Annotated in this window: 20 protein-coding genes; 6 read left to right on the top strand and 14 right to left on the bottom strand. The window is 67.9% G+C overall.

Annotation, left to right across the window (positions count from 1 at the left end):
* The 4 genes from motB to flhD form a co-directional block, all read right to left on the bottom strand.
* Complete coding sequence (motB, locus tag LXM88_RS06060; RefSeq protein WP_262539603.1) at positions 1–1,017, bottom strand: flagellar motor protein MotB; 1,017 nt, start codon at positions 1,015–1,017, stop codon at positions 1–3.
* 13 nt (positions 1,018–1,030) lie between these two features.
* Complete coding sequence (gene motA / locus LXM88_RS06055) at positions 1,031–1,891, bottom strand: flagellar motor stator protein MotA (protein ID WP_011350592.1); 861 nt, start codon at positions 1,889–1,891, stop codon at positions 1,031–1,033.
* A gap of 168 nt (positions 1,892–2,059) precedes the next feature.
* Complete coding sequence (gene flhC / locus LXM88_RS06050; RefSeq protein ID WP_262539599.1) at positions 2,060–2,614, bottom strand: flagellar transcriptional regulator FlhC; 555 nt, start codon at positions 2,612–2,614, stop codon at positions 2,060–2,062.
* A gap of 100 nt (positions 2,615–2,714) precedes the next feature.
* A complete protein-coding gene (gene flhD, locus LXM88_RS06045) occupies positions 2,715–3,035 on the bottom strand; it encodes a flagellar transcriptional regulator FlhD (protein ID WP_262539598.1) in 321 nt (106 codons plus the stop codon).
* 667 nt (positions 3,036–3,702) lie between these two features.
* On the opposite strand from flhD, the gene LXM88_RS06040 reads away from it, so the two are divergent.
* Positions 3,703–4,767 carry a glycosyltransferase family 4 protein gene (locus LXM88_RS06040; protein WP_262539597.1) on the top strand — a complete coding sequence of 355 codons (1,065 nt, stop codon included), beginning with the start codon at positions 3,703–3,705 and terminating at the stop codon, positions 4,765–4,767.
* Between the two features lie 109 nt (positions 4,768–4,876).
* Here the strand turns inward: LXM88_RS06040 and LXM88_RS06035 are convergent, their stop codons facing one another.
* The gene (locus LXM88_RS06035; RefSeq protein ID WP_262539596.1) at positions 4,877–5,173 is read right to left on the bottom strand and encodes an H-NS histone family protein; all 297 of its coding nucleotides are present in this window, start codon (positions 5,171–5,173) and stop codon (positions 4,877–4,879) included.
* A gap of 299 nt (positions 5,174–5,472) precedes the next feature.
* Here LXM88_RS06035 and aqpZ point away from each other — a divergent pair, with 299 nt between their 5' ends.
* Positions 5,473–6,213 carry an aquaporin Z gene (aqpZ, locus tag LXM88_RS06030; RefSeq protein ID WP_262539595.1) on the top strand — a complete coding sequence of 247 codons (741 nt, stop codon included), beginning with the start codon at positions 5,473–5,475 and terminating at the stop codon, positions 6,211–6,213.
* A gap of 130 nt (positions 6,214–6,343) precedes the next feature.
* Here the strand turns inward: aqpZ and LXM88_RS06025 are convergent, their stop codons facing one another.
* The gene (locus LXM88_RS06025; protein ID WP_047899508.1) at positions 6,344–7,168 is read right to left on the bottom strand and encodes a Cof-type HAD-IIB family hydrolase; all 825 of its coding nucleotides are present in this window, start codon (positions 7,166–7,168) and stop codon (positions 6,344–6,346) included.
* A 145-nt stretch (positions 7,169–7,313) separates the two neighbouring features.
* A complete protein-coding gene (locus tag LXM88_RS06020) occupies positions 7,314–8,195 on the bottom strand; it encodes a BadF/BadG/BcrA/BcrD ATPase family protein (RefSeq protein ID WP_262539592.1) in 882 nt (293 codons plus the stop codon).
* Positions 8,196–8,337: 142 nt separating this feature from the next.
* On the opposite strand from LXM88_RS06020, the gene LXM88_RS06015 reads away from it, so the two are divergent.
* Entirely contained in the window at positions 8,338–8,940 is a 603-nt protein-coding gene (locus LXM88_RS06015; protein WP_262539590.1) for a DNA-3-methyladenine glycosylase I, read from the top strand.
* A 219-nt stretch (positions 8,941–9,159) separates the two neighbouring features.
* On the opposite strand, the gene rpsU is transcribed toward LXM88_RS06015, so the two are convergent.
* Positions 9,160–9,372 (bottom strand): 30S ribosomal protein S21, encoded by a 213-nt coding sequence (gene rpsU, locus LXM88_RS06010; RefSeq protein WP_006401410.1) that lies wholly within the window; start codon positions 9,370–9,372, stop codon positions 9,160–9,162.
* Positions 9,373–9,893: 521 nt separating this feature from the next.
* On the opposite strand from rpsU, the gene LXM88_RS06005 reads away from it, so the two are divergent.
* From LXM88_RS06005 to LXM88_RS05995, 3 genes are all read left to right on the top strand, one after another.
* On the top strand, positions 9,894–10,718 hold the full coding sequence (locus LXM88_RS06005; protein ID WP_262539476.1) for a flagellin domain-containing protein: 825 nt from the start codon (positions 9,894–9,896) through the stop codon (positions 10,716–10,718).
* A 187-nt stretch (positions 10,719–10,905) separates the two neighbouring features.
* Entirely contained in the window at positions 10,906–12,315 is a 1,410-nt protein-coding gene (gene fliD / locus LXM88_RS06000) for a flagellar filament capping protein FliD (protein ID WP_262539475.1), read from the top strand.
* Between the two features lie 41 nt (positions 12,316–12,356).
* Positions 12,357–12,653 (top strand): flagellar protein FliT, encoded by a 297-nt coding sequence (locus LXM88_RS05995; RefSeq protein ID WP_262539473.1) that lies wholly within the window; start codon positions 12,357–12,359, stop codon positions 12,651–12,653.
* Positions 12,654–12,783: 130 nt separating this feature from the next.
* On the opposite strand, the gene LXM88_RS05990 is transcribed toward LXM88_RS05995, so the two are convergent.
* The 6 genes from LXM88_RS05990 to LXM88_RS05965 are packed head-to-tail and all read right to left on the bottom strand — an operon-like array spanning position 12,784 to position 23,996.
* On the bottom strand, positions 12,784–15,060 hold the full coding sequence (locus tag LXM88_RS05990) for an O-linked N-acetylglucosamine transferase family protein (RefSeq protein WP_262539471.1): 2,277 nt from the start codon (positions 15,058–15,060) through the stop codon (positions 12,784–12,786).
* A complete protein-coding gene (locus LXM88_RS05985; RefSeq protein WP_262539469.1) occupies positions 15,057–17,543 on the bottom strand; it encodes a tetratricopeptide repeat protein in 2,487 nt (828 codons plus the stop codon). The genes LXM88_RS05990 and LXM88_RS05985 overlap by 4 nt, the downstream gene beginning before the upstream one ends.
* Positions 17,540–20,044, bottom strand: coding sequence for a tetratricopeptide repeat protein (locus LXM88_RS05980; RefSeq protein WP_262539467.1), 2,505 nt, complete (start codon positions 20,042–20,044; stop codon positions 17,540–17,542). The genes LXM88_RS05985 and LXM88_RS05980 overlap by 4 nt, the downstream gene beginning before the upstream one ends.
* Positions 20,045–20,056: 12 nt before the next feature.
* Positions 20,057–21,262, bottom strand: coding sequence for a class I SAM-dependent methyltransferase (locus LXM88_RS05975; protein ID WP_262539466.1), 1,206 nt, complete (start codon positions 21,260–21,262; stop codon positions 20,057–20,059).
* A complete protein-coding gene (locus tag LXM88_RS05970) occupies positions 21,259–22,200 on the bottom strand; it encodes a UDP-glucuronic acid decarboxylase family protein (RefSeq protein ID WP_262539464.1) in 942 nt (313 codons plus the stop codon). Before LXM88_RS05970 ends, LXM88_RS05975 begins: the two co-directional genes overlap by 4 nt.
* Complete coding sequence (locus LXM88_RS05965) at positions 22,197–23,996, bottom strand: O-linked N-acetylglucosamine transferase, SPINDLY family protein (protein ID WP_262539463.1); 1,800 nt, start codon at positions 23,994–23,996, stop codon at positions 22,197–22,199. Before LXM88_RS05965 ends, LXM88_RS05970 begins: the two co-directional genes overlap by 4 nt.
* Positions 23,997–24,260: the final 264 nt, after the last annotated feature.

The raw sequence follows: 24,260 nt of genomic DNA, 5'->3' as shown, positions 1-24,260 counted from the left end.
TCAGGGTTTCGGCGCCACGGCGGCGCTCGCAACGACCGGACGCGCGGCCGGCGACGGGCCGGCGAGCTGCTGCGCGAGCAGTTTCGAGCCCGCCGCGTCGGCCGACAGCGTCGTGGTCGTCGCGTCGTCGCGCATCAGCGCTTCTTCGGATTTGCGGTTCAGCACGATCACGCTGATCCGGCGGTTTTCCGGATCGAGCGGGTCGGCCTTGTTCAGGTTCTGCGTCGACGCGAGGCCGAGCACGCGCAGCACTTTCGCCTCGTCCATGCCGCCGGCGATCAGCTCGCGGCGCGACGCGTTCGCGCGGTCGGCCGACAATTCCCAGTTGCTGTAGCCGCCCTCGCCGCCCGCGTACGCCACGGCGTCGGTGTGGCCCTGGACGATGATCCGGTTCGGCACGTCGTTCAGCGTCTTGCCGATCTCGCGCAGGATGTCGCGCATGTACGGCTCGACGTGGTCGCTCGACATCGCGAACATCGGCCGCTTCTGCGTATCGACGATCTCGATGCGCAGCCCCATCAGCGTCGAGTCGATGCGGATCTGCTGCTTGAACTGGCGCAGCGTCGGGTTGGCCTCGATCGCGGCCATCAGCTTGATCTGCAGGTCGTGCAGGCGCGCCTGCTCGCGCCGCTCGACCGCGCCCTGCGCCTGTGCTTGCGCCTGCTCGTCGACCGGCTTCGCGACGCGCTCGGCGAGCGACGTCGTGCCGTCGGTGCGGCGCAGCGTGCCGGCGTCGACGCTCGACAGGTCGCGGCCGCCGCCGTTGATGATGCTGGAGTCCTGCGAGCTGCGGTCGCCGCTGCCGAACAGCGCGGCCTTCAGCGGCGTGTTGAAGTATTCGGCGATCCCCTTCAACTGCACCGGCGTGACCGAGCTCAGCAGCCACATCAGCAGGAAGAACGCCATCATCGCGGTCATGAAGTCCGCATACGCGAGCTTCCATGCGCCGCCGTGATGGCCCTTCTTCGCCGGGGCCACCCGCTTGACGACGATCGCGCGATCCTTGCTCTTGCTCATCGGTCGCTCCGCGTCACTTTGCCTTCACGCGGCGCACGTGCTCTTCGAGCTCGGAAAACGACGGCCGCTCGGTCGAGAACAGCACCTTGCGGCCGAACTCGACCGCAATCGCCGGCGCATAGCCGTTCAGCGTCGCGAGGATCGTCACCTTGATGCACTGGAACATCTTGGTCGACTCGGCGACGCGCTGCTCCGCGAGGCTCGCGAGCGGCCCGATCAGCCCGTACGACAGCAGGATCCCGAGGAACGTGCCGACCAGCGCCTGCGCGATCATCGCGCCGAGCACCGCGGGCGGCTTGTCGGCGGACGCCATCGTGTGCACGACGCCCATCACGGCCGCGACGATGCCGAACGCCGGCATCGCGTCGCCGACGCGCATCAGCGCGTGCGCGGGGCCTTCGCCTTCCGCGTGGTGCGTCTCGATCTCCTCGTCCATCAGGCTCTCGATCTCGAACGCGTTCATGTTGCCGCCCACCATCAGGCGCAGGTAGTCGGTCAGGAATTCGACGATGTGGTGATCGGCGAGGATCTTCGGGTATTGCGTGAAGATCGGGCTCTTTTCCGGATCGTCGATGTCGGCCTCGAGCGTCAGCGTGCCTTCCTTGCGCGCCTTCGCGAGCAGCACGTACAGGAGCGCCATCAGCTCCATATAGACGTCCTTCGTGTATTTCGAGCCCTTGAAGAGCGTCGGCAGCACGCGCAGCGTGGCCTTGATGGTCTTGCCGCCGTTGCCGAGGATGAATGCGCCGACGCCGGCACCCACGATCATCAGGATCTCGACGGGCTGGATCAATGCGCCCAGATGCCCGCCTGCCAGCGCATAACCGCCGAAGACGGACAACAGCGTCACGAGTGTTCCCACGATAATCAGCACTGCCTGTCCCTCATGAAAGACCGGCGGGAAGATCGCCGTTAAACAGGTTTACGGCAGTCGGCAGGAAAACTTTCGTGGCAGCCCGGCGGCGGCCCGACGGTGTTTACCAGCAAGCGGCAGACGGTTCGCGCGGCCCGTGGCAGCCGCTCGCGCCCCGCCCGGCGGCGCTCAAGCCGCGGCGGCGGCCAGTTCGGCGCGCGCGGCGGCGGCCTTGCGGGTCTTGCCCGCACGCGACGGCGGCTGGCACAGGCCGCAGACGAAACCTTGATGCGGATCATGCGCATGCGCGACGAAGTGGCCGCCGCAGCGCGTGCACGGGGTCATCTGCAGCATCCCCGAATCGAAGAAGCGCACGAGCGTCCACGCGCGCGTGAGGCTCAGCGCGGCCTCGTCGCCGGACAGGCTCACGTGCTCCTGATAGAGCCGGTACGCCTTCACGATCGACTGGATCGGCTCGCAGCGGCCGTGGTCCTGCATGAACCGGTAGATGTTGTAGAACAGCGACGAGTGAATGTTCGGCTGCCACGTCATGAACCAGTCGGTCGAGAACGGCAGCATCCCCTTCGGCGGCGACACGCCCTTCAGTTCCTTGTACAGCTTGATCAGACGGTCCCGCGACAGGCTCGTCTCCGCCTCCAGCAACTGCAGCCGGGCGCCCAGTTCGATCAGTTCGATAGCGAGGGTGATTTCCTTCACCTCGATCACGACGCTTTTGCTTGCCATGGTGATAACCGTCCGCTTGACGTGGTTCGAATGCCGAATGGATGGCCAATACGCTGCCGACCGGCGCGGCACGCCGGGACAAAACGCAAGGCGGGATGGATCAGCGGACGCCTTCGACCTGCTGCCCGGCCATCAGGATGGCCGAGTGGGCGTGCGCGACGACATCGCTACGGCCCTTGTCGGCGAGCGACGACAGCAGCGCGTGATCGTCGAAGCGGAAGCGGCACAGCATCTGGTTCGACGCGGCGAGCTTCACGGTCTGGGCGAGCGTGAGGTTCGCGAGCACGTCGGCCAGGTCCTGGGAAATTCCCATGCGGAACATGCCCATCGCCTTGTCTTCCCGCAACAGGCGTTGCGCGAGGAGGAGGTACGACAGGTTGACCTCTTTGATCTCACTGAGCATTTCGCTGGTAGCGCTCATGATTCCCCCGTTAAAAAGCTTTGCTTTGGCCATTCGTGTTATGACAACGTTTGCTCGATCAGGGCGCGCTTGGCGCTCAGTCGGCTCGTTTATAGTCTTACAGGGCGAATTTTGGCCAAACGGCATTTATGCCGGTATCAGCGAAGTGGCGTATGCCGCGCAGGATTTGTCTGTAAACCGTGTAGGAATTTTTCCGACAAGGCGAATTGAAAGGGACAATCGGGAAAGCGGGGGACAGCGCGGATTCGGCTGAGATGGGCCCGGTAGCGGCCTCGATACGGCGAAAAAGGCGGCCGGCAAGGCTGCCGGCATTCGGGTCGGTAAAAATTATAGTGGTTTTTCACGATGGCGCAACAATAGTTGCGTCTGTCTCGTTTTTTGTCTCCACACCCTTTTTGTCGGGGTTTTCGCGTATTTCATCGTGTAACAAGCCTTAAGTGTTTGAAAAAACACTCGAACCCTTCAGGGCGATATCGATAATGGACTCCAATGGGCGGCGGCGCGAGCCGTGCCGGCCCGCCCCGCAACTCGCCGTCCGGCGCCCCGCGCACCCCGCCCAGGGCCCGGCCACGTACCGCCAACAGCATGCGTCGGCGAGTTCCGCAACCTTGTACGTGATCCATATCGGCGCCAAAACGGCCCCGCGGATCGACACAGGAGATCACCCATGCGAATTGCCCAGATCGCGCCGCTTTACGAAGCCGTCCCGCCGAAACTGTACGGCGGCACCGAGCGTGTCGTGTCCTACCTCACCGAGGCGCTCGTCGAACTCGGGCACGACGTGACGCTGTTCGCCAGCGGCGACTCCGTCACGTCGGCCCGTCTCGAGGCGGCCTGGCCGCGCGCACTGCGGCTCGACCCGTCGATCCGCGATTCGATGGCGCCCCACATGCGGCTCCTCGAGCAGGTCGCCCGCGTCGCGCATGAATTCGACGTGCTGCACTTCCACCTCGACTACCTGCCGTTCCCGCTGATGTCGCGCCTCGACACGCCGTACGTGACGACGCTGCACGGCCGCCTCGACCTGCCGGAACTGCAGCCCGTGTTCGACGCGTTCCCGGACGCGCCGGTCGTGTCGATCTCGAACAACCAGCGCAAGCCGCTGCCGCAGGCAGCATGGGCCGGCACCGTGTACCACGGGCTGCCCGACACGCTGCTCACGCCGCAGCCGGGCGTGAAGCCCGAATACCTCGCGTTCCTCGGCCGGATCTGTCCCGAGAAGCGCGTCGACACGGCGATCCGGATCGCCGCGCAAAGCGGGCTGCCGCTGAAGATCGCCGCGAAGGTCGACAAGGCCGACGCCGACTACTTCAAGGAAGTGATCGAGCCGCTGCTCGGCCAGGCGCACGTCGAATTCATCGGCGAGATCAACGAAGCGCAGAAGCCCGCGTTCCTGTCCGGCGCGAAGGCGCTGCTGTTCCCGATCGACTGGCCGGAGCCGTTCGGCCTCGTGATGATCGAGGCGATGGCGTGCGGCACGCCGGTCGTCGCGTTCAACCGCGGCTCGGTGCCGGAAGTGATCGAGGACGGCGTGACCGGCTTCATCGTCGAGGACGTGCAGGGCGCGGTCGGCGCGCTGCATCGGATCGACAGCCTGTCGCGCACCGCGATCCGCGAACGTTTCGATACGCGTTTCAGCTCGAAGGCGATGGCCCAGCGTTACGTCGACACCTACGAATCGCTTTGCGCGACGACCAGGCAACCGGCATTGCGCCGGGTCGCGGGCGCCTGACGCGGAAATCCGCGCTGAAATATTCGGTAAAATCCGCGCCGAAATCGGCGCGAAACCGCAAAACAAAAGAGCCGCATCGACGATGCGGCTCTTTCTATTTGGCTTTCAGTCATTCGATCTGGAAACGATCGCGGTTTTTCCCGACGATCCAATTCGGCGGTTTGCCGCGCCCGCTCCAGGTCGCGCCGGACTTCGGATCGCGGTATTTCGGGGGCAGCGGCGCCTTCTTCGGCGGGCGGCCGCGCCGCGCTCGCTCCGCGAAGCCCAGATCCTGGGCAGTCAGGCCGTACTCGGCAATCATTCGCTGGACGTCGGCAATCACCGCCGCCACTTCCTGGCGGCGCACGTCGTCCGCCTGGGCCTGCAGATCGGCGATCTGCGCCTTGAGTTTCGCGTATTGAGACATTTTTCGACTCCCTTTTCGATGATGCGGCCCCGGCAAATCCGGCCGGGACACAAACATCCGTTACGCCATCCGCACTGCCGCCCTACCCTTCGAAATAAATACAGTCATCTTTAACCGATTCGGCTATATCGAGAATGCGGACTTATTCTAATAAAAGGCATTCGTCAGCCATTCAAATTTAACAATCGTTGACCCTCCCGGACCCGATTCATTTCCTATAATCCAGACCAATTGCTGGCGGCGGAATAAATCCGTTGCGTCGTCCGGCCGTATTCAACGCACTTGTACAAGGTCCTTACATGAAGCTTTCCCAGCGTCTGGCTGCAGAGGTATTCGGCACGTTCTGGCTGGTGCTCGGCGGGTGCGGAAGCGCTGTCCTGGCCGCCGCCTTTCCGGGCCTCGGCATCGGCTTTGCCGGTGTCGCACTCGCCTTTGGCCTGACCGTGCTGACGATGGCATTCGCGATCGGCCACATTTCGGGTTGCCACCTGAATCCGGCGGTGAGCGTCGGCCTGACGGTCGCCGGCCGTTTCCCGGCACGCGATCTCGCGCCGTACATCGTCGCGCAGGTTGTCGGCGCAACGCTCGGCGCGTTCGTGCTGTACCTGATCGCGACCGGCAAGCCGGGCTTCGACGTCGTCGGCAGCGGCTTTGCGACGAACGGCTTCGGCGAGCGCTCGCCCGGCCACTACTCGCTGGCCGCGGCGTTCATCTGCGAAGTCGTGATGACGGGCTTCTTCCTGTTCGTGATCCTCGGCGCAACCGACAAGCGCGCGCCGGCCGGCTTCGCGCCGATCGCGATCGGCCTGTGCCTGACGCTGATTCACCTGATCTCGATCCCGGTCACCAACACGTCGGTGAACCCGGCGCGCTCGACCGGCCCGGCGCTGTTCGTCGGCGGCGACGCGATCGGCCAGCTCTGGCTGTTCTGGGTCGCACCGATCATCGGCGCGGCGATCGCCGGGATCATCTATCCGCTGGTCGCGGGGCGTGACAACGCCGTCGACCAACTGCCGGCATCGGCTCGCACAAGCGAATAAAACACTACGGGGTCAAGCGAGCAGAGCAGCGAGCCTCACGCTGTCGAAGAAGACGAGGCAGGCAATTTCGACGGGCGCCATTGGCGCCCGTTTTTCATTGCCGCCCGGAAAGCGCATCCGGGCTGGTCGCTCAGGAAGCGGCGACGTTGCCCTCGAGCGAGAACAGCGTGCGCAGATGGCGGGCGACGCCCGCATCGAAGTTGTTGCCGATCCGCGGGATGTGCGGCAGCCGCGCGACCAGGTCGGGGTTCGCATTGTTCATCATGAACGCGTGACCGGCGGTTTCGAGCAGGTCGATGTCGTTCATGTTGTCGCCGAACGCGATGCAGTGGCCGGTGTCGACGCCGAGCCGCGCGAGCACCGTGCGCAGCGCGCGGCCCTTCGACACGTTCGCGGTCATCACTTCGAGACAGTCGGGCAGCGAGTATGTGACGTACAGCGCATCGCCGAACCGCACGCGCATCTGCTCGGCGACGACCGCCAGATCGGCCGGCTCGCCGATATACAGCACCTTCGCGATATCCGCGCCGTCGTGCGCGGGCATGTCGATCACGTCGTACCGGAAACCCGAATCCTGGTGGAATTCGAGCAGGTGCGGCGCATCGCGGTCGATCAGCCAGCCCTGGTCGGTAAACAGGTTGACGATCACGCGGCCGTGCGCGCCGACGACGTCCGGCTGCACGAGGCCGCGGACGATCGCGGGATCGATGTCCTGCGCGTGGATCGTCGTGTCGTCCGGTGCGTGCACGCGCGCACCGTTCGACGTGATCAGGTACGGCCGGATGCCGAGCACGTCGCGAATGCCCGCGACGTCCGCGTAATGGCGCCCCGTGGCGATCACGAACTGCAGGCCGTCGCGCTCGAGCCGGCGGACGGTATCGATCGTGTACGGGTCGAGCTGGTGGTCGCTGTTCAGCAGGGTACCGTCGAGATCGGTGGCGATGACTTTGTACATGGGACGGAAGAATGGCGCTCAGGGCTCTGCGGAACGGCCATTCTAACGTCGTGCCCGGCTGCGCGCCGGACGGTTCCCGGTCAAGCGCCGCCTTCGGCGCTGCCGCGGCGCGCCTTCAACCCGCTTCAGACACGTTCGGCCACGTTCAAGCCCCTTCCGCCGCCCGCAGCGCCTGCAGCGCGAGCCGCAACGCGCCGTGCGCCGAATCGTCGAGCGGCGCGCGCAGCCGCGCGGCGCGACGCGCCGGCACGGCCGGCGCCAGCGCGTCGGCAAGCCCGCCGCACAGTGCGACCGGCAGCGCCTGCTGCGGATCGAGCGCATCGATCATCTTGCCGATCTCGTCGCCGGCCTGCGCGATCAGCGCGCCCGCGACCGGATGCGAGCGATGCGCGAACACGATCGGCGCGAGCCGCGCGTAGATCGTCTGGTTCGCATCGCACGACCACTGGACCAGCGCGTCGCGATCCTGCGTGCCCGTTTCCGCGAGCAGCGCGTCGGCGAACGCATCGCGCGGCACGCGGCCGTCGAGCGCCTGTTGCGCGTAGGCAAGCGCACGCACGCCGAGCCACGCGCCGCTCGCCTCGTCGCCGGACGGAAAACCGAAACCGCCCGCGATCCGGCACGCGCCGCCCGCATCGAGCGCCGCCGCGATGCTGCCGGTGCCGAGCGCGACGATGAGCCCCGGCGCGCCGCCGTGCGCGCCGACGACCGTCGTATACGCGTCGCTCTCGATCGCGAGCGCGCCGAGCGGCGCCTGCGCGCGGAATGCAGCGAGCCACGCCGCGTTGTTGACGCCCGCGAGCCCGCAGCCGAGCGCGCACTGCGACCACTCGAACGCGAAACCGGCCTGCGTGAACGCGTCCGCGCAGGCCGCGCCGATCGATGCCCACGCACGCTCGATGCCGAGACCGAGCCCCGATGGGCCGCCGCGTCCCTGCGCGAGCTCGCGCCCGTGCCGGTCGGCCAGCACCGCGCGCGTGCCCGTGCCGCCGCCGTCGATGCCGATCGCAAAAAGTAATGACGCCATGCCTTCATCCCGCTGATTCGAACAGGCGCCAAGCTTAACCGGATCGGCGCCGCGCGCCCATCCGCCGTTCGGCCGGCTATCCCGGGAAAAGGGCTTCCGCTATGCTGGCGCGATCGAATCGACACTGAAAACGAGGCAGACGATGTCGCAGCGGTGCAACTGGGTGAAGACGGAAGCGGACGCTCACTATCACGATACCGAGTGGGGCGTGCCGTCGCACGACGATCGCCACCTGTTCGAAATGCTGATCCTGGAAGGCGCGCAGGCCGGGCTGTCGTGGTCGACGATCCTGAACAAGCGCGCCGGCTATCGCGAAGCGTTCGCCGATTTCGACGTCGACGCCGTCGCGCGCTTCACGCCGAAGCGCATCGAGAAACTGCTGGAGAACCCCGGCATCGTGCGCAACCGCGCGAAGGTCGAATCGGCGGTGACCAACGCGCGCGCCGTGCAGCGCATCCGCGACGAGCACGGGTCGCTCGCCGCATTCCTGTGGTCGTTCGTCGGCAACACGCCGGTCCAGAACGCATGGCAGTCGTACCGCGACGCCCCCGCGTCCACCGAGCAGTCCGACGCGCTCAGCAAGGCGCTGAAGGCGTACGGCTGCAAGTTCGTCGGCTCGACGATCTGCTATGCGCTGATGCAGGCGACCGGCATGGTCAACGATCACGAGGTCGGCTGTCCGTGCCACGCGCAATGTGCGGCGCTCGGCGGCAAGCAGCCGGCCCGCCGGCGCAAGGCGGGCTGACCGGCGCCAACCGTTGCCCGGAGCCTGCGACGGCTCCGCCCCGCCCGCTCACCGCGCCGCGCGTGACGACGCCGGCACGACCGACCGCCCCCGCAACCGTCCCCGCCGCCACGGCATCAGGCCTTTCCCCGCCCCCAAAAGCAAAACGGCGGAGCGGCCTCTTTCGAGGCACACTCCGCCGTTTCGCGGCGAACCGTAGCGGCAAGCCGTAAGACGCTCTTAGTGGAGCTTCTTCGGCAGCATCTGGCTGCGCAGGCGCTTGTGCAGGCGCTTGACGGCTGCTGCCTTCTTGCGCTTGCGGACTGCGGTCGGCTTTTCGTAAGACTGGCGCTCGCGCAGTTCAGCGATCAGGCCATTTTTTTCGATAGCGCGACGAAAGCGGCGAATCGCCACTTCGAACGGCTCGTTTTCTTTCAGAAGAATCGTCGTCATGTCGTTCCTAAATTGCTTATACGGTCAAAAACGTAGCGGCCAAGCGCCACGCACCGGCCATCCGAGCGTCCCCACAACAGGCGAAACGAGCGGAAATACGGCCTCGGAGGCCGGAAAAGAGAGGCGGAAAGCACCGCGAGTACGCTTCACAACCGCGTGCAGCGCCGCGTTTGACTGCCAGCAGACATGCCGAAACCGGCAACGGCGTGACAGAAATCTCAATTCAGCCCGCCATCATAGCAGGGAATCACAGACAAAACCATCCTTTTGTCGATCGCATGTGCGCCCGCCGTCCAGCAACGGCCGTTCCGCGACCCGGCCGACATCGCTGCCAGCCAAGCCGGGCGCGGACTTCGCGGCGACCGAGCCCTTCCGCCCCGAATTTCCTCGAGCATCCCTCTAAAGTTTTCGCCGGGTGCCGCCGTCAACCAGGAAAGGCGGGCAGCGCCAGTCGCGATAAAGCGCAACGCCGAAATCAGAACCTGTCTGTATCTCAGGCATTTTCCAAAACGAGGAAGCAAATGCTGAACATCAACACCAACATCCTTTCGCTGACGACGCAGACGAATCTGTCGGGCTCGCAAAACGCACTGTCGCAGGCGATCAACCGTCTGTCGTCCGGCAAGCGCGTGAACACGGCTGCCGACGACGCGGCAGGCCTGGCAATCTCGACGACGCAGACGTCCGCGATCAACGCGCTGACGCAAGGCGTCTCGAACGCGAACAACGGCATCTCGATGATCCAGACCGCAGCCGGCGCGCTGCAGTCGACCGTCGACAACCTGCAGCGTATCCGTACGCTGGCAGTCGAAGCAGGCGACGGCTCGCTGGATTCGAACGCACGTGCAAACCTGCAGGCTGAAGTCACGACGCGTCTCGGCGAAATCGACCGCGTGGCAACGCAAACGTCGTTCAACGGCCAGACCATCCTGAGCAACGCCGGCAACGTCACGTTCCAGGTCGGCGCAGCAGCCAACCAGACCGTCGCCGTCAACTTCGGCGCAACGGTGTGGACGAGCACGGGCGCAGGCCTGAGCCTGAGCGGCCTGTCGGTCAGCGACCAGACGAGCGCCCAGTCGGCCATGACGGCAATCGACGCAGCGCTGAAGAACGTCAACACGTTCCAGGCAACGCTGGGTGCGGCACAGAACACGTTCCAGGCTGCGATCACGACGACGCAGACCCAGGCAACGAACATGAGCGCAGCGCGTTCGCAGATCACCGACGCGGACTTCGCGACGGAAACGGCGAACCTGAGCAAGGCGCAAGTGCTGCAGCAAGCCGGCATCTCGGTGCTCGCGCAAGCGAACTCGCTGCCGCAGCAAGTCCTGAAGCTCCTGCAGTAATCGGGAACACCCGCGCCGGGCGACCCGCCCGCGCGCACGGCGTTGTCCGCGTTGCGGCGCGCGACGACGCCGGTTCGATACATCGAACCCGACACTCCAGGGAGGCATGCCTCCCTGCTTGCATTGAAACCGAAGCACGGCAACCCGCCGGAACGCGCGCAATGGCGCAAACGACTGGAGCACCCGCATGGCCACGACGAGCACGACGGATATCGGCAGCATCCTGGCGCAGGCCGGACAATCGATCATCAGCGGCGCAACCAATTCGACGCTCGACGTCAATTCGCTCGTCACGACGCTGGTGCAGGCCAAGACCATCGGCCAGCAGACCACCCTCGCGAACAAGCAGACGGCCGACAACACCGAGCTGTCGGCGATCGGCAAGCTGAAATCCGCGATGGCCGCGCTGCAGACCGCGATCGCGGGCCTGTCGAACGGCACGACGCTGAGCGGCCTCGCGGCGACCGCGAGCGGCAACGGCATCACCACGTCGGTCAAGAGCGGCGGCGGCGCCGTGGCCGGCTCGTACGCGGTCAACGTCACGCAGCTCGCCACCGCGAACAAGCTGTCGTCGGCCGGCATCACGTCCACGGACACGATCTCCGCCGGTTCGCTGAGCATCACGCTCGGCACCGGCACGCCCTTCAACGTCAACGTGGCAGCCGGCGCATCGCTGTCCGACATCGCGAAGTCGATCAACACGACGACCGGCAACCCGGGCGTCACCGCGTCGGTCATCACCGGCTCGGACGGCCAGCACCTCGTGATCCAGTCGAACAATACCGGTGCGGCCAACACGGTGTCGGTCACCGGCACCGGCGTGAATTCGAAGCTGACCTCGGGCTACACGACCGTGACCCCGGCCGCCGACGCGAAACTGACGGTCGACGGCACGCCGGTGACGAGCGCGTCCAACAGCGTGTCGGGCGTGCTGACGGGCGTCACGCTGAACCTGACGACGGCGGCGCTGAACACGACCCAGACGGTCACGCTCTCCCCCGACACGACGGCCACGACGGCCGCGATCAACGGGTTCGTCAGCGCGTACAACACCTACGTGACGACCGCGAAGTCGCTGTCGTCGTACGATCCGAACACGTCGACGGCCGGCCCGCTGCTCGGCGACTCGATGCTGAACACGATCTCGAACGGCCTCGCGAGCGCGATCAGCGGCGGCGTCGCGACGGGCGGCTCGACCTATTCGCTCGCGGCGATCGGCATCAACCTGCAGGCCGACGGCACGCTGCAGGTCGACTCGACCGCGCTGAATACCGCGCTCACGTCGAACAGCCCGGCCCTCGCCGGGGTGTTCAACTCGACGAACGGCGTCGGCAAGACGCTCAACAACCTGGTCAACACCTACACGCAGACCAACGGCCTGATCGACCAGCGCACCACCGCGCTCAACACGGACCTGAAGAACCTGTCCGCCCAGGCGACGCAACTGCAAACCTACTCGGCCCAGCTGACCAAGCAGTACAACGCACAGTTCACCGCGCTGAACAACCTGATGGCGACGATGGCGAACAACACGAAGTACCTGACCCAGCTGTTCGGCGGCACCAACAGCGCAGGCGCGCTCGCCACCAACAAGTAAGCCGCCCCTTCGCGCGACGACGCCGGACGACGAACATGACCATGACGACCGATGCCCTGAACCATGCGCTGCACCTGACCCAGGCGATGCAGTCGGCCACCGCGCTGCGCGACTGGGAGCGCGTCGCGGCGCTGGCCGACGAGCGCTCGCCGCTGCTGATGAGCCTGTCGCCGGCGCAGACGCCGGCCGCACTCGACACGATCCGCCGGATCATGGACGTCGATGCGTCGATCGCGCTGGACGCGCAGACCGATCGCGACCGGCTCGCGCAGCAGTTCACCGAATCGCGCAACCGGATCCGCGCCGCGAGCGCCTACCAGACGACCGGCATGCTGTAGGCATACGAACAACAACGCGCACCGCCGTCGAGCGGGCGCCGACGCCGTATCGTCCAGCCGCATTCGTGCGGCTTTTTTTTTGGTCCGGAGTACGTGGAAAGGGGGCGTCGCCGCACGCGCCCCGGCGCGGCTATTGCGCGGCGAGCGCGGCCTGTTCGACCGCCGCCGCGTGCATCTGCGCGAACGCTGCCTCGAGGTGACGGGCGAAGCGCGGTGCGTCGCACAGCGGCGAGCGCAGCAGCCGCTCGCGCAATCCGGCCCGTACGTCGGCAAGACGCGGCAGGTCGTGCGCGAACGCGGCCGCCTTCGCGACGTAGTCGTCGTCGCCGTCGGCGATCCATTCAGGCATCCCGAGCGTGTGCAGGATGCTTTCGCCGATATGCGACAGGAAGCGGTCGCCGCGCCGCGTGACGAACGGCGCGCCCATCCACAGCCCTTCCATGCTCGTCGTGCCGCCCGGATACGGGAACGGATCGAGCACGATGTCGATGTCGTTGAACGTGCCGATGTGCGCGAGCCGCTTCGATCCGCCGCGCAGCAGCAAGCGTTCGGCGGGAATGCCGTGTGCGGCAAAGCGCGCGGCGAGACTCGCACGCAGCGCCGCCTCGTCGAGCTGCGCCGATTTCAGCAGCAGGCGCGAGCCCGGCACCGCATGCAGCACGCGCGCCCACAGCGCGACGACCGGCTCGCCGATCTTGTTCGCGTTGTTCAGGCAGCCGAACGTGACGAACCCGTTTCCGTCGGCCGGCAGCGGCCCGACGTCGAGCGGCTGCGCGGGCGGCGTGAAGCACAGATAGCTGTCCGGCAGCCGCCACGGCCGCTCGACGAAATGCGACGCCTCGTCGGCCGGCAGCACGTGGCGATCGCCGATCACGTAATCGATCGCCGCGACGCCCGTCGTCGCGAAATAGCCGAGCCAGGTCGCCTGCACGGGCGCCGGCTTCCATGCGAACAGCGGCAGCCGGTTCGACGCGGTGTGGCCGCTCAGGTCGACCAGCACGTCGATGCGGTCGCCCGCGATCAGGTCCGCCGCCGCGCGGTCGTCGAGCGGCGTGAGGTCGCGCCACAGCGCGAAATGGCACTTGAGCGCCGCGGTCGTATCGTCCTCGACCGGCTGTGTCGCATAGGCCGCCAGCTCGACGCGCGACGGATCGAGCGCCGCGACGACGCTCAGCAGGAACACCGCGACCGGATGCGATTTCAGGTCGCCAGACACGAAGCCGACGCGCAATGCACGTCCGTTCGCCGGCTGCGGCGCATGGCGCCGCGGCGATGCCTGCGCCGCCATCCGCGTGCCGAACGCGCAGGCGCGTTCGCGCAGCTGCGCCGGCGACAGACGATCGGTGCCGGCCGCGTGGAACATGCGGCCCGAGTGCGCGTTGCGGAACGCGGGATCCAGGTCGAGCGCGCGGTCATAGCTCGCGAGCCCCGCATCGATATGCCACAGCGCGCACAGGATGTCGCCCATCACCGCGTGCATCTGCGCGGTCGGATTCGGCAGCGACAGCGCGATGCGGCAGCTGTCGAGCGCCTCGCGCCGCTTGCCCTGCCGGACCAGCGTCTGCGCCAGATGGTGATGCAGCTCGGCGCGATCGGGCGCGACGGCCAGCGCGCGCCGCAGGCTCGCAGCGGCACCGTCGAAATCGCCCGCGCGATCGAGCGCGGCCGCGAGACCGAACAGCTGGTCGACTTCGCCCGACTCCGCCGCGCGCGCGAGGCTGGCGATCGCGGCATCGAGATCGCCGCGTTCCAGCAACAGCATGCCCAGCGCGTGATGCGCGGCGTGCAGGCCCGGTTGCAGCGCGATCGCACGGCGGTAGTGCGCGATCGCATCGTCGTGCCGGCGTTGCGCGCCGCACACGTTGCCCAGGTTGAAGCAGGCTTCCGCATAGGCGGGATCGAGCGCGATCGCCTTCTCGTACGCGCGCGCCGCGGCATCCGGTTCACCCTTGTCCTGCAACGCGTTGCCGAGATTGTTGTAGGCCGGCGCGTAGTCGGGCCGCAGTGCGAGCGCCTGCGCACAGCTCAGCATCGCGGCATCCGGGTCGCGCGCGTCGCGCAGCGCGTTGCCGAGGTTGCTGTGCGCTTCCGCATAGCCGGGCGCGAGCGCGATCGCGCGGCGGTAGGCGCCGATCGCGTCGTCGAGCCGGCCGTGCGCACGCAGCATGTTGCCGAGGTTGTTCAGGTAGACGGGATCGGCGCGCAGCGCGATCGCGCGCTCCATCAGTGCGAGGCCCGCCGGAAACTGGCCGAGCTGGCACGCGAGCAGCCCGAGAAAATGCGTCGCGTCCGGCTGGTCGGGCGCGTCGCGGCGGATCGCCTCGTACAGCACGCGCGCGTCGTCGAGCCGCCCGGCCTGATGGTGCGCGAGCGCCGCGTTCAGTCGTTCCGCGACCGGCGCCGTCATGCGCGCGGCCCCGTCGTTTCGCCGGCCGCGTAGCGATTCCACATCCCGTGGAACGCGTCCTCGAGATTGCGCGCGAACCGCGCGGCATCGCACAGCGGCGACGCCAGCGTGCGTTCGCGCAACGTCGCGCGCAACGCGGCCAGCCCGTCGCGATCGCGCGCGAACGCGACGGCCTTGGCGAGATAGGTGTCTTCGTCCGCGGCGATCCAGTCGCCCATTCCGGCCGCGTGCAGCAGGCTCTCGCAGATGTGCGTGACGAAACGCCCGCCCTTCATCCCGATCACCGGCACGCCCATCCACAGCGCTTCGGCCGTCGTCGTGCCGCCCGGGTACGGGAACGGACTCAGCGCGATGTCGATCCGGTTGTACGCGGCGAAGTATTCCGCGCGCGGCGAACCGGCTTCGAGGATCAGCCGGCTCGCGTCGATGCCGTGTCGCGCGAAGCGCGCGCGCGTCACCTGGTTCAGGTCGCCCGCGCCGAGTTCGTGCGCCTTCAGCAGCAGGCGCGCATCGGGCAGCGCCTGCAGCAGCCGCGACCACAATGCGACGACGTCGTCGCTGATCTTCGTGAGCTTGCCGAAGCAGCCGAACGTCACGCCGCCGTTCGTCTCCATCGGCAGCGGGCCGACCGGAACGTCGTAGGCCGGCGGCGTGAAGCACAGGTAACTGTCCGGCAGCCGCCACGGCGCCTCGACGAAATGATCGGCCTCGTCGGCCGGCAGCGTGTGCGCATCGCCGATGAAATAGTCGATCGTGCGGCAGCCCGTCGTCGCGAAGAAGCCGAGCCAGCTCGCCTGCACCGGCGCGGGCCGGTGCGCGAAGATCGGCAGCCCGCTCCAGTTCGTGTGCCCGGCCAGGTCGACGAGCACGTCGATGCCGTCGTCGCGAATCATCTGCGCCGCCTGTTCGCGGTTCATGCAGGCCAGTTTCTTCCAGCTCGCGAAGCCCGACTTCAGCCGTGCGGTCACGTCGTCCTCGACCACGAAGGTCACGTATGCATGCGGCTCGATGCGCGTGCGATCGAGATGCGCGAGCACGCTTTCGAGGAAGATGCCGACCGGATGCTGGCGCAGGTCGCCCGACACGAAGCCGACACGCAGCGGGCGGCCGCGCGCGTCCCGCACACGCTGCGCGCGATCGTGATCGAACGGGTGCACGTCGCGTGCCAGGCAATCGCCGTAGCGATGCGCTTCGACCACCCAGTCCTGCGGCGCGAATGCCGACGAGCTCGACATGTTGAACAGCAGGCGCGCGTATGCGCGATGCGGATCGTGCTCGATGGCGCCGCGAAACGCGTCGACGGCGCCCGCGAAGTCGCGCTTCGCCCAGCGGATGTCGCCGAGCGTCAGCTGGATCTTCACCGGATCGATGCCGAGTTCCTGCGCGATCCGGTATTCGTCCATCGCCTCGTCGAGCTTGTCGAGGCGGAACAGCGCGGCCGCGAGGTTGTGGTGCGCGTCGGCATCGTCCGGGTTCAGGTCGATCGCGTGGCGATGGCTGAGTTCCGCGGCCGCCATCCGGTCGAGGTTGTGATAGGCGAGACCGAGAAAGTTGTATGCGTCCGCCAGCTCGGGATCGAGTTCGATCGCATGCCGGCACAGGCGCACGGACGTCTCGTATTCGCCCTGCTGGCAGCGCAGCTCGCCGAGCCGGCTCCAGGCCGGCGCGTAGCCCGGATCGATCTCGCACGCGCGCTCGAACAACTGCGCGGCGCCGTCGAAATCGTTGATGCTGCGCAACGAGATGCCGAGTGCGCAATGCGCTGGCGCGTCGTCCGGCTCGAGCCCGGCGCGCGCATGCACGAGCGCGCCGTCGAACGCGCCGGTCGCCCGCAGCGCGGCACCCAGCCCGCGATGCGCGACGCGCAGCGCGGGATTCAATTCGAGCGAGCGGCGGTAGTGCGCGATCGCATCCGCGTACTGCTCCTGCGCACGCAGCACGTTGCCGAGATTGCTGTGCGCTTCCGCATACGCGGGATGAAATGCAATCGCCTTGCCGTAACTCGCCGCGGCCGCGTCGAGTTCGCCGAGATCCTGCTGCACGTTGCCGAGGTTGTTGTACGCCTCCGCGTAACCCGGGCGCAGCTCGATCGCGCGCGAACAGCTCGCCAGCGCCTCGGCCGTATCACGTGCGTCGCGCAGCGCGTTGCCGAGGTTGTTGTGCGCTTCCGGATAGTCGGGACGCAGCGCCACCGCACGGCGGTAATGCGCGATCGCGTCGTCGAGCCGACCGCATTCGCGCAGCATGTTGCCGAGGTTGTTGAAGTACGACGCGTCCGGCCGTGCCGCCAGCGAGCGCTCCATCAGCGCAAGGCCCGCGCCGTACTGCTTCAGCTGGCACGCCAGCAGGCCGAGGAAATGCATCGCGTCGGGCTGGCCCGGCTGCGCGGCGAGGATCGCGTCGTACAACGCTTTCGCTTCCGCGAGACGGCCGGCCTGATGATGCGCAAGCGCGCGTTGCAGGGTGTCGTTGATGTCGTTCATGCTGCGTGTGCCGTTTCCGTATAGCGCTCCCACATGCCGTGGAATGCGTCCTCGAGGTGGTGGGCGAAGCGCGCCGCGTCGCATAGCGGCGACGCGAGCAGCCGGGCCCGCAAGCCCGCGCGCAGCGCCGCCAGCCGCGCGCCGTCGGCGGCGGCCGCAATCGCCTTCGCGACATAGTCGTGTTCGTCGCCGGCGATCCAGTCGTTCATGCCGGCCGCGTGCAGCAGGCTCTCGCAGATGTGCGTGACGAAGCGGGTGCCCTTCATGCCGAGCACCGGCACGCCCATCCACAGCGCCTCGGCCGTCGTCGTGCCGCCCGGGTACGGGAACGGGCTCAGCGCGATGTCGATCCGGTTGTACGCGGCGAAATAGTCCGCGCGCGGCGATGCGCGTTCGAACGCGAGCCGGCTCGCGTCGATCCCGTGCCGCGCGAAACGCGCGGCGGTCGCGTCGCGCACGGCCGCGTGTTCGAGCTCGCGCGCCTTCAGCAGCAGCCGGGCCGACGGCAGCGCGTGCAGCACGCGCGACCACACGCGCACGACGTCGTCGCCGAGCTTCACCAGCTTGCCGAAGCAGCCGAACGTCACGCCGCCGTTCGTGCCCATCGGCAGCGGGCCGACCGGAACGTCGTCGGCCGGCGGCGTGAAGCACAGGTAGCTGTCAGGCAACCGCCACGGCGCTTCGACGAAGTGACGGGCTTCGCCATCCGGCAGCGTGTGCGCGTCGCCGATGAAATAGTCGATCGCGTCGCACCCCGTCGACGCGAAGAAGCCGAGCCAGCTCGCCTGCACCGGCGCGGGCTTCCAGCCGAACGCGGCAAGCCCGCTCGCCTGCGTATGGCCCGCGAGATCGACGAGCACGTCGATGCCGTCGTCGTAAATCACGCGCGCGGCGGCCTGCGGGTCGAGCGCGGCGATCGAGCGCCAGACGGCCGCATGCGGTTTGAGCCGCGCGGTGACCGCGTCTTCTTCATCCGACGTCGCATAGACATGGGGCGTGATGCGCGCGCGGTCGAAATGCGCGAACACGCTCTCGAGAAAGATCCCGACCGGGTGCACGCGCAGGTCGCCCGACACGAAGCCGACGCGCAGCGGACGGTGCCGCGCGCGCGCCGCGCGTTCGCGCACGTCGTGCGGATAGCGCGTCGAACGGGCCGCCAGATGCCGGCCATAGCGGCGCGCGTCGTTCAGGTAATCGGCGGGCGGCACGCTCGCCGATGCGGCCGACGCGAACAGCAGACGGCTCAGCACTTCGGCCGCGCCGTCGTCCGCGTCGTCGCGCACCAGCGCGAGCGCGTCGCGGTACGCGGGCACGGCGGCATCGACGTTGCCCTGGCCGCGCAGGATATCGCCCAGGTTCACGTGCATCGCCGCGCTCGGGCGGCCGGCGGCCAGCGCCTGCCGGCAATACGCGAGCGCGTCGTCGTGCCGCTCGCGCTTGAGCAGCACGACCGACAGGTTGTGCGCGGCGCCGGCGTCGGCCGGGTTCAGCGCGAGCGCGGCGCGGTAGCTCGCTTCCGCCGCGCCGAGATCGTTCAGGCCGTGGTACGCGTTGCCGGCGTGGTTGTGCGCGTCGGCGAGACCGGGCGCCATGCGGATCGCGTGCTGCGCATGCAGGAGCGCATCCGCGTAACGCGCCTGACGGCGCCGCACGCCGCTCAGGTTCGCATGCGCGACGGCCAGCGACGGATCGAGCGCGAGCGCGCGCATATAGTGCGACGCCGCGCCTTCGAGATCGCCCGCATCGCGCAGTACGCCGGCCAGGTTGTTGTGCAGGTTCGCGTCGCCGGACTCCGCCGAGGCGGCCGCACGCAGCACGTGCGCGGCTTCGTCGAGTTCGCCGCGCGCCCATAACGACAGGCCGAGACCATGGCGCGCGGCCGGCAGTGCGGGATTCGATTCGAGCGCGCGACGGTAGTGCGCGATCGCATCCGCGTGCCGCTCCTGCGCACGCAGCACGTTGCCGAGGTTGCTGTGCGCTTCCGCATACGCCGGATGAAACGCAATCGCCTTGCCGTAACTCGCCGCGGCCGCGTCGAGTTCGCCGAGATCCTGCAGCACGTTGCCGAGGTTGTTGTACGCCTCCGCGTAACCCGGGCGCAGCTCGATCGCGCGCGAACAGCTCGCCAGCGCTTCGGCCGTATCACGTGCGTCGCGCAGCGCGTTGCCGAGGTTGTTGTGCGCTTCCGGATAGTCGGGACGCAGCGCCACCGCACGGCGGTAATGCGCGATCGCGTCGTCGAGCCGACCGCATTCGCGCAGCATGTTGCCGAGGTTGTTGAAGTACGACGCGTCCGGCCGTGCCGCCAGCGAGCGCTCCATCAGCGCAAGGCCCGCGTCGTACTGCTTCAGCTGGCACGCCAGCAGGCCGAGGAAATGCATCGCGTCGGGCTGGCCCGGCTGTGCGGCGAGGATCGCGTCGTACAACGCTTTCGCCTCCGCGAGACGGCCGGCCTGATGATGCGCAAGCGCCGCCTGCAATTGCTGTCCGATCGGCTCCATCGCGTGCGCCGCTCAATACGGATGGGGTTCGCGCCCGAAGTCGATCAGCCGTCCTTCGTGCTCGATCATCACGGCCGCGGCCGCGATCCCTTCGCGCGACATCTCGGCGACGATGTCGCGTGCGCGCCATTGCGTCGGGATGATGATCACGTCGGCCGGAGCCGCTTTCAGCGCGTCGCGGAATTCGATCCGCTGGCCCGTGCCCGGCACGTAGGTGCCGACCTTGTCGGGATCGGAATCGACGACGAGCGGAAAGCGCGCGGCGTCGGCATCGAAGTGATGGATGAACGCGGCGGCCTTGCCGGTGCCGCCCCAGATCGCGACGCGCCGCCCCGATTCGGCCAGCGCCGCGAGCTGCCCGGCGATCGCCGCGCGGTGCTCGACCGTGCGGGCCGCGAACCGCGTCGATGCTTCGGCGCGCGCGCGCGCCTGCGCGGGCACGCCGAGCCGCACCAGCGCGTAGACGACTTCGCCGTCGTAGCCGTGCGCGAGCGTGACGACCTCGCCCGCGCGCGCCATCAGCGTGCGGAACGACTCCGTCGTGAATTGCGACACGTGCTCGTAGAAGAAATCGGCGAGGCGCTCGGTCTCGAACACACGGTCGATGCACGGCACTTCCGCGAACAGCCAGCACGCGTTCGGCTGGCGCGCGGCGCCCCACGCGAGCTGCTCGACGAGCTTCGCGGGTTCGGTCAGGTGTTCGAGCACGTGGCGGATGACGATCGCATCGGGCCGGAAGGCCGGCATGTCGGCGAGCGGCTCGAACAGCCGCGCATGAAACTCGATGCCGTGGCCGGTGCCCGCGCTCGCGTTCGGATCGAAACCGGCGAAACGGCCGCCGCGGCTCGCCTGCGCGAGCCCGCGCACGAAATGCCCTTCGCCGCAGCCGATCTCGACGACCGCCGGTTCCGCCGGCAGCGCGCCGAGCAGCAGGTCGCGCGTGGCCGCGAGGTGGCCTTTCCAGATCCCGCCGCTGTTGAACATCCGGTTCGGGTTGCTCTGGTACGGAATCGCGTCGTAGCTGAACCGGTGGTTCCACACGTGCGAACACTGCGGGCACTGGACGAAGTCGAGCGCATGGCGCGGCAGCCGGCGCGCCGCTTCGGCGGACGCGGGCCACGCGAGCGTCGCGAGCGTGCGCTCGCCGGCCGGGAAGAACGGCGCGGCAACCGTGTGCGCGCAGACGGGGCAGGTGGCGTCGATCAGGTCGGGGCTCATGCATTCACCTGTTTGCGGAAATAGGCGATCGTTTCCTTCAGGCCGTCCTCGAGCGCGATGCCGGGCTGCCAGTCGAGGCGCTGGCGCGCGCGGCCGATGTCGGGGCGGCGCTGCAGCGGATCGTCGGCCGGCAGCGGGCGATATTCGATGCGGCTTTTCGAGCCGGTGAGCCGCAGCACGCATTCGGCCAGCTCGCGGATCGTGATCTCGCTCGGGTTGCCGAGGTTCATCGGGCCGGTGTCGTCGTCCTGGTCCATCATCCGCAACAGGCCTTCGACGAGATCGTCGACATAGCAGAACGAGCGCGTCTGGCTGCCGTCGCCGTACAGCGTGATCGGCTCGCCGCGCAGCGCCTGCATGATGAAGTTCGACACGACGCGCCCGTCGTCGGCGCGCATGCGCGGGCCGTAGGTGTTGAAGATCCGCACCACGCGGATGTCGACGCCGTGCTGCCGGTGATAGTCGAAGAACAGCGTCTCGGCGCAGCGCTTGCCTTCGTCGTAACACGCGCGCGGCCCGTTCGGATTGACGTTGCCCCAGTAGCTTTCCTGCTGCGGATGCTGCTGCGCGTCGCCGTACACCTCGCTCGTCGACGCCTGCAGGATGCGCGCGCCGCAGCGCTTCGCGAGGCCGAGCATGTTGATCGCGCCGAGCACGGCCGTCTTCACCGTCGACACGGGATCGCTCTGGTAGTGCACCGGGCTCGCCGGGCACGCCATGTTGAACACGCGGTCGGCTTCGACGTAGAGCGGCAGCCACACGTCGTGACGGATCAGCTCGAAGTTGACGCGCCCCATCAGGTGCGCGACGTTGTGCTTGCTGCCGGTGTAGAAGTTGTCGACGCACATCACGTCGTAGCCGGCGTCGACCAGGCGCTCGCACAGGTGCGAGCCGAGAAAGCCCGCGCCGCCGGTGACGAGCACTGACTGGCCGTTCACGACGCAGCTCCCGGCGCAGCCTCGACGTGGCGCGCCCACATCGCGTGCAGCGCCTCCTCGAAATGGCGCGCGAAGCGGGGCGCGTCGCACAGCGGCGCGGCAAGCACCTGCGCGCGCAGCGTCGTGCGCAGCACGGCCAGTTCGGCCGGATTGCGCGCAAACGCGACGGCCTTCGCGACGTAGGCATCGTCATCGTCGTCCGCGATCCATTCCGGCAGGCGCGCCGCATGCAGCAGGCTTTCGCAGATGTGCGACAGGAACCGCGCGCCGCGGCGGCCGAGCACCGGCACGCCCATCCACAGCGCTTCGGCCGTCGTCGTGCCGCCCGGGTACGGGAACGGGCTCAGCATCATGTCGACGCGCCGGTATGCGGCCAGGTACGCGTCGCGCGGCGAGCTGCCTTCGAACCGCAGGCGCGCCGCGCCGATGTCGTGCGCCGCGAAGCGGGCCGCCAGCGCGTCCTGCTCGCGCGGATCGTCGAGATGCGGCGCCTTCACGAACAGCCTCGCGTTCGGCACGTCGTGCAGCACGCGCGACCACACCGCGATCACGCGGTCGGTGAGCTTCGCGAGCTTGCCGAAATAGCCGAAGGTCGGATAGCCGTTCGCGAGCATCGGCATCGGGCCGGCGTCGAGCTCGACGGCCGGCGGCGTGAAGCACAGGTAGCTGTCGGGCAGGTGCCATGCGCGTTCGACGAAATGCGCGGCCTCGTCGGCCGGCATCACGTGGCGGTCGCCGAGCACGTAGTCGATCGCGCGCATGCCGGTGCTCGCGAAATAGCCGGGCCAGCTCACCTGCAGCGGCGCGGGCTTCCACGCGAACAGCGGCAGGCGGTTGTGGATCGTGTGTCCCGACGCGTCGATCAGCACGTCGACGCGATCGTCGCGGATCCGTGCGGCCGCGGCCTCGTCGCCAATGCCGGCGAGCGAGGTCCACGACGCGAAGCGCTGCTTGAGGCGCGCAGTGACGTCGTCCTCGACGTCGCGCGTCGGATACGCATGCAGTTCGACACGCGCGCGGTTCAGGTGCGCGAGCATCCCTTCGATGAAATAGCCGACCGGATGCGACTTCAGGTCGCCCGACACGATGCCGACGCGCAGCGGCCGGCCGATGCGGGCGGTCAGGTCGACGAGCCACGTCGACCAAGGCTGCGCGCGTGCGGTGACGAGCGCGTCGAAGCGTGCCGCTTCGTCGAGATACGCGCGCTGGTCGAACGCATCGCTGTAGTGGTACGCGAACAGCAGGTTGCTGCGCGGCTCGGGCAGCTCGGGACGCAGCGCGACCGCATGCTGGTACGCCTCGAGCGCGGCCGGGATCTCGTTCAGGTCGAGCAGCGCGTTGCCAAGGTTGTTGTACGCCTGCCCGTGATCGGGCTGCAGCGCGATCACCTGGCAGAACGCGTCGACGGCCGCGCGTGCGTTGCCCGCGAGCCGCTGCGCATTGCCGAGGTTGTTGTATGCGTCGACGTAGCCGGGCCGCAGCTCGATCGCGAGGCGGAAGCACTCGGCCGCCGCGGCCGGGCGATTGTGCGCCTGCATCACGTTGCCGAGGTTGTAGTAGTAGACCGCGTCGGGCTTGACTTCGATCGCCGCCATGATCAGTTCGGATGCCTCTTGATAGCGCCCGTACTGGTGACCGATCAGGCCGAGCAGATGCAGCGCGTCCGCGTGCCGCGGCTCGGCGTCGAGGATCTGCCGGTACAGCGTCTCGGCTTCTTCGAGGCGGTCGGCCTGGTGGAGCGCCAGCGCCGCTTCGATCGTGGCGACGGGGGAGTCGGGCATCGTGAGATCAGTCATCGTGGTAAGCCAGCGTGGGTTCATCCGGAACGCGCACCGGCGCACGGGCCGGCACGTGATCGCGAAGGCGCGCAGCGGCAGATGCGGGGCGGCATGCGGCCGGACGGCCTTCGACATGCCAGCATTCTCGGCGTGCGCTCGCCGTTCCAATCGGCGGAGCAGGTGCCGGATTTGGTCGCTTTTCATGTGACCGCGCGGCCGGCGGCATGACGCGGATCAAGGGTGCGGTTCGTGTGCGTGGGGCGCGGATTTCCGGTCGCAGCA

The organism is Burkholderia sp. S-53 (genome assembly GCF_025560745.1).
GTDB lineage: Bacteria > Pseudomonadota > Gammaproteobacteria > Burkholderiales > Burkholderiaceae > Burkholderia > Burkholderia pyrrocinia.
The sequence above is the reverse complement of the archived record's forward strand: the minus strand, read 5'-3'. Positions and strand labels throughout refer to the sequence as shown.

Excerpts from the sequence above, each read along its gene's own strand:
- motB (WP_262539603.1), bottom strand. The coding sequence starts at position 1,017 with ATGAGCAAGAGCAAGGATCGCGCGATCGTCGTCAAGCGGGTGGCCCCG.
- flhC (WP_262539599.1), bottom strand. The coding sequence starts at position 2,614 with ATGGCAAGCAAAAGCGTCGTGATCGAGGTGAAGGAAATCACCCTCGCT.
- flhD (WP_262539598.1), bottom strand. The coding sequence starts at position 3,035 with ATGAGCGCTACCAGCGAAATGCTCAGTGAGATCAAAGAGGTCAACCTG.
- LXM88_RS06040 (WP_262539597.1), top strand. The coding sequence starts at position 3,703 with ATGCGAATTGCCCAGATCGCGCCGCTTTACGAAGCCGTCCCGCCGAAA.
- LXM88_RS06035 (WP_262539596.1), bottom strand. The coding sequence starts at position 5,173 with ATGTCTCAATACGCGAAACTCAAGGCGCAGATCGCCGATCTGCAGGCC.
- aqpZ (WP_262539595.1), top strand. The coding sequence starts at position 5,473 with ATGAAGCTTTCCCAGCGTCTGGCTGCAGAGGTATTCGGCACGTTCTGG.
- LXM88_RS06025 (WP_047899508.1), bottom strand. The coding sequence starts at position 7,168 with ATGTACAAAGTCATCGCCACCGATCTCGACGGTACCCTGCTGAACAGC.
- LXM88_RS06020 (WP_262539592.1), bottom strand. The coding sequence starts at position 8,195 with ATGGCGTCATTACTTTTTGCGATCGGCATCGACGGCGGCGGCACGGGC.
- LXM88_RS06015 (WP_262539590.1), top strand. The coding sequence starts at position 8,338 with ATGTCGCAGCGGTGCAACTGGGTGAAGACGGAAGCGGACGCTCACTAT.
- rpsU (WP_006401410.1), bottom strand. The coding sequence starts at position 9,372 with ATGACGACGATTCTTCTGAAAGAAAACGAGCCGTTCGAAGTGGCGATT.
- LXM88_RS06005 (WP_262539476.1), top strand. The coding sequence starts at position 9,894 with ATGCTGAACATCAACACCAACATCCTTTCGCTGACGACGCAGACGAAT.
- fliD (WP_262539475.1), top strand. The coding sequence starts at position 10,906 with ATGGCCACGACGAGCACGACGGATATCGGCAGCATCCTGGCGCAGGCC.
- LXM88_RS05995 (WP_262539473.1), top strand. The coding sequence starts at position 12,357 with ATGACGACCGATGCCCTGAACCATGCGCTGCACCTGACCCAGGCGATG.
- LXM88_RS05990 (WP_262539471.1), bottom strand. The coding sequence starts at position 15,060 with ATGACGGCGCCGGTCGCGGAACGACTGAACGCGGCGCTCGCGCACCAT.
- LXM88_RS05985 (WP_262539469.1), bottom strand. The coding sequence starts at position 17,543 with ATGAACGACATCAACGACACCCTGCAACGCGCGCTTGCGCATCATCAG.
- LXM88_RS05980 (WP_262539467.1), bottom strand. The coding sequence starts at position 20,044 with ATGGAGCCGATCGGACAGCAATTGCAGGCGGCGCTTGCGCATCATCAG.
- LXM88_RS05975 (WP_262539466.1), bottom strand. The coding sequence starts at position 21,262 with ATGAGCCCCGACCTGATCGACGCCACCTGCCCCGTCTGCGCGCACACG.
- LXM88_RS05965 (WP_262539463.1), bottom strand. The coding sequence starts at position 23,996 with ATGACTGATCTCACGATGCCCGACTCCCCCGTCGCCACGATCGAAGCG.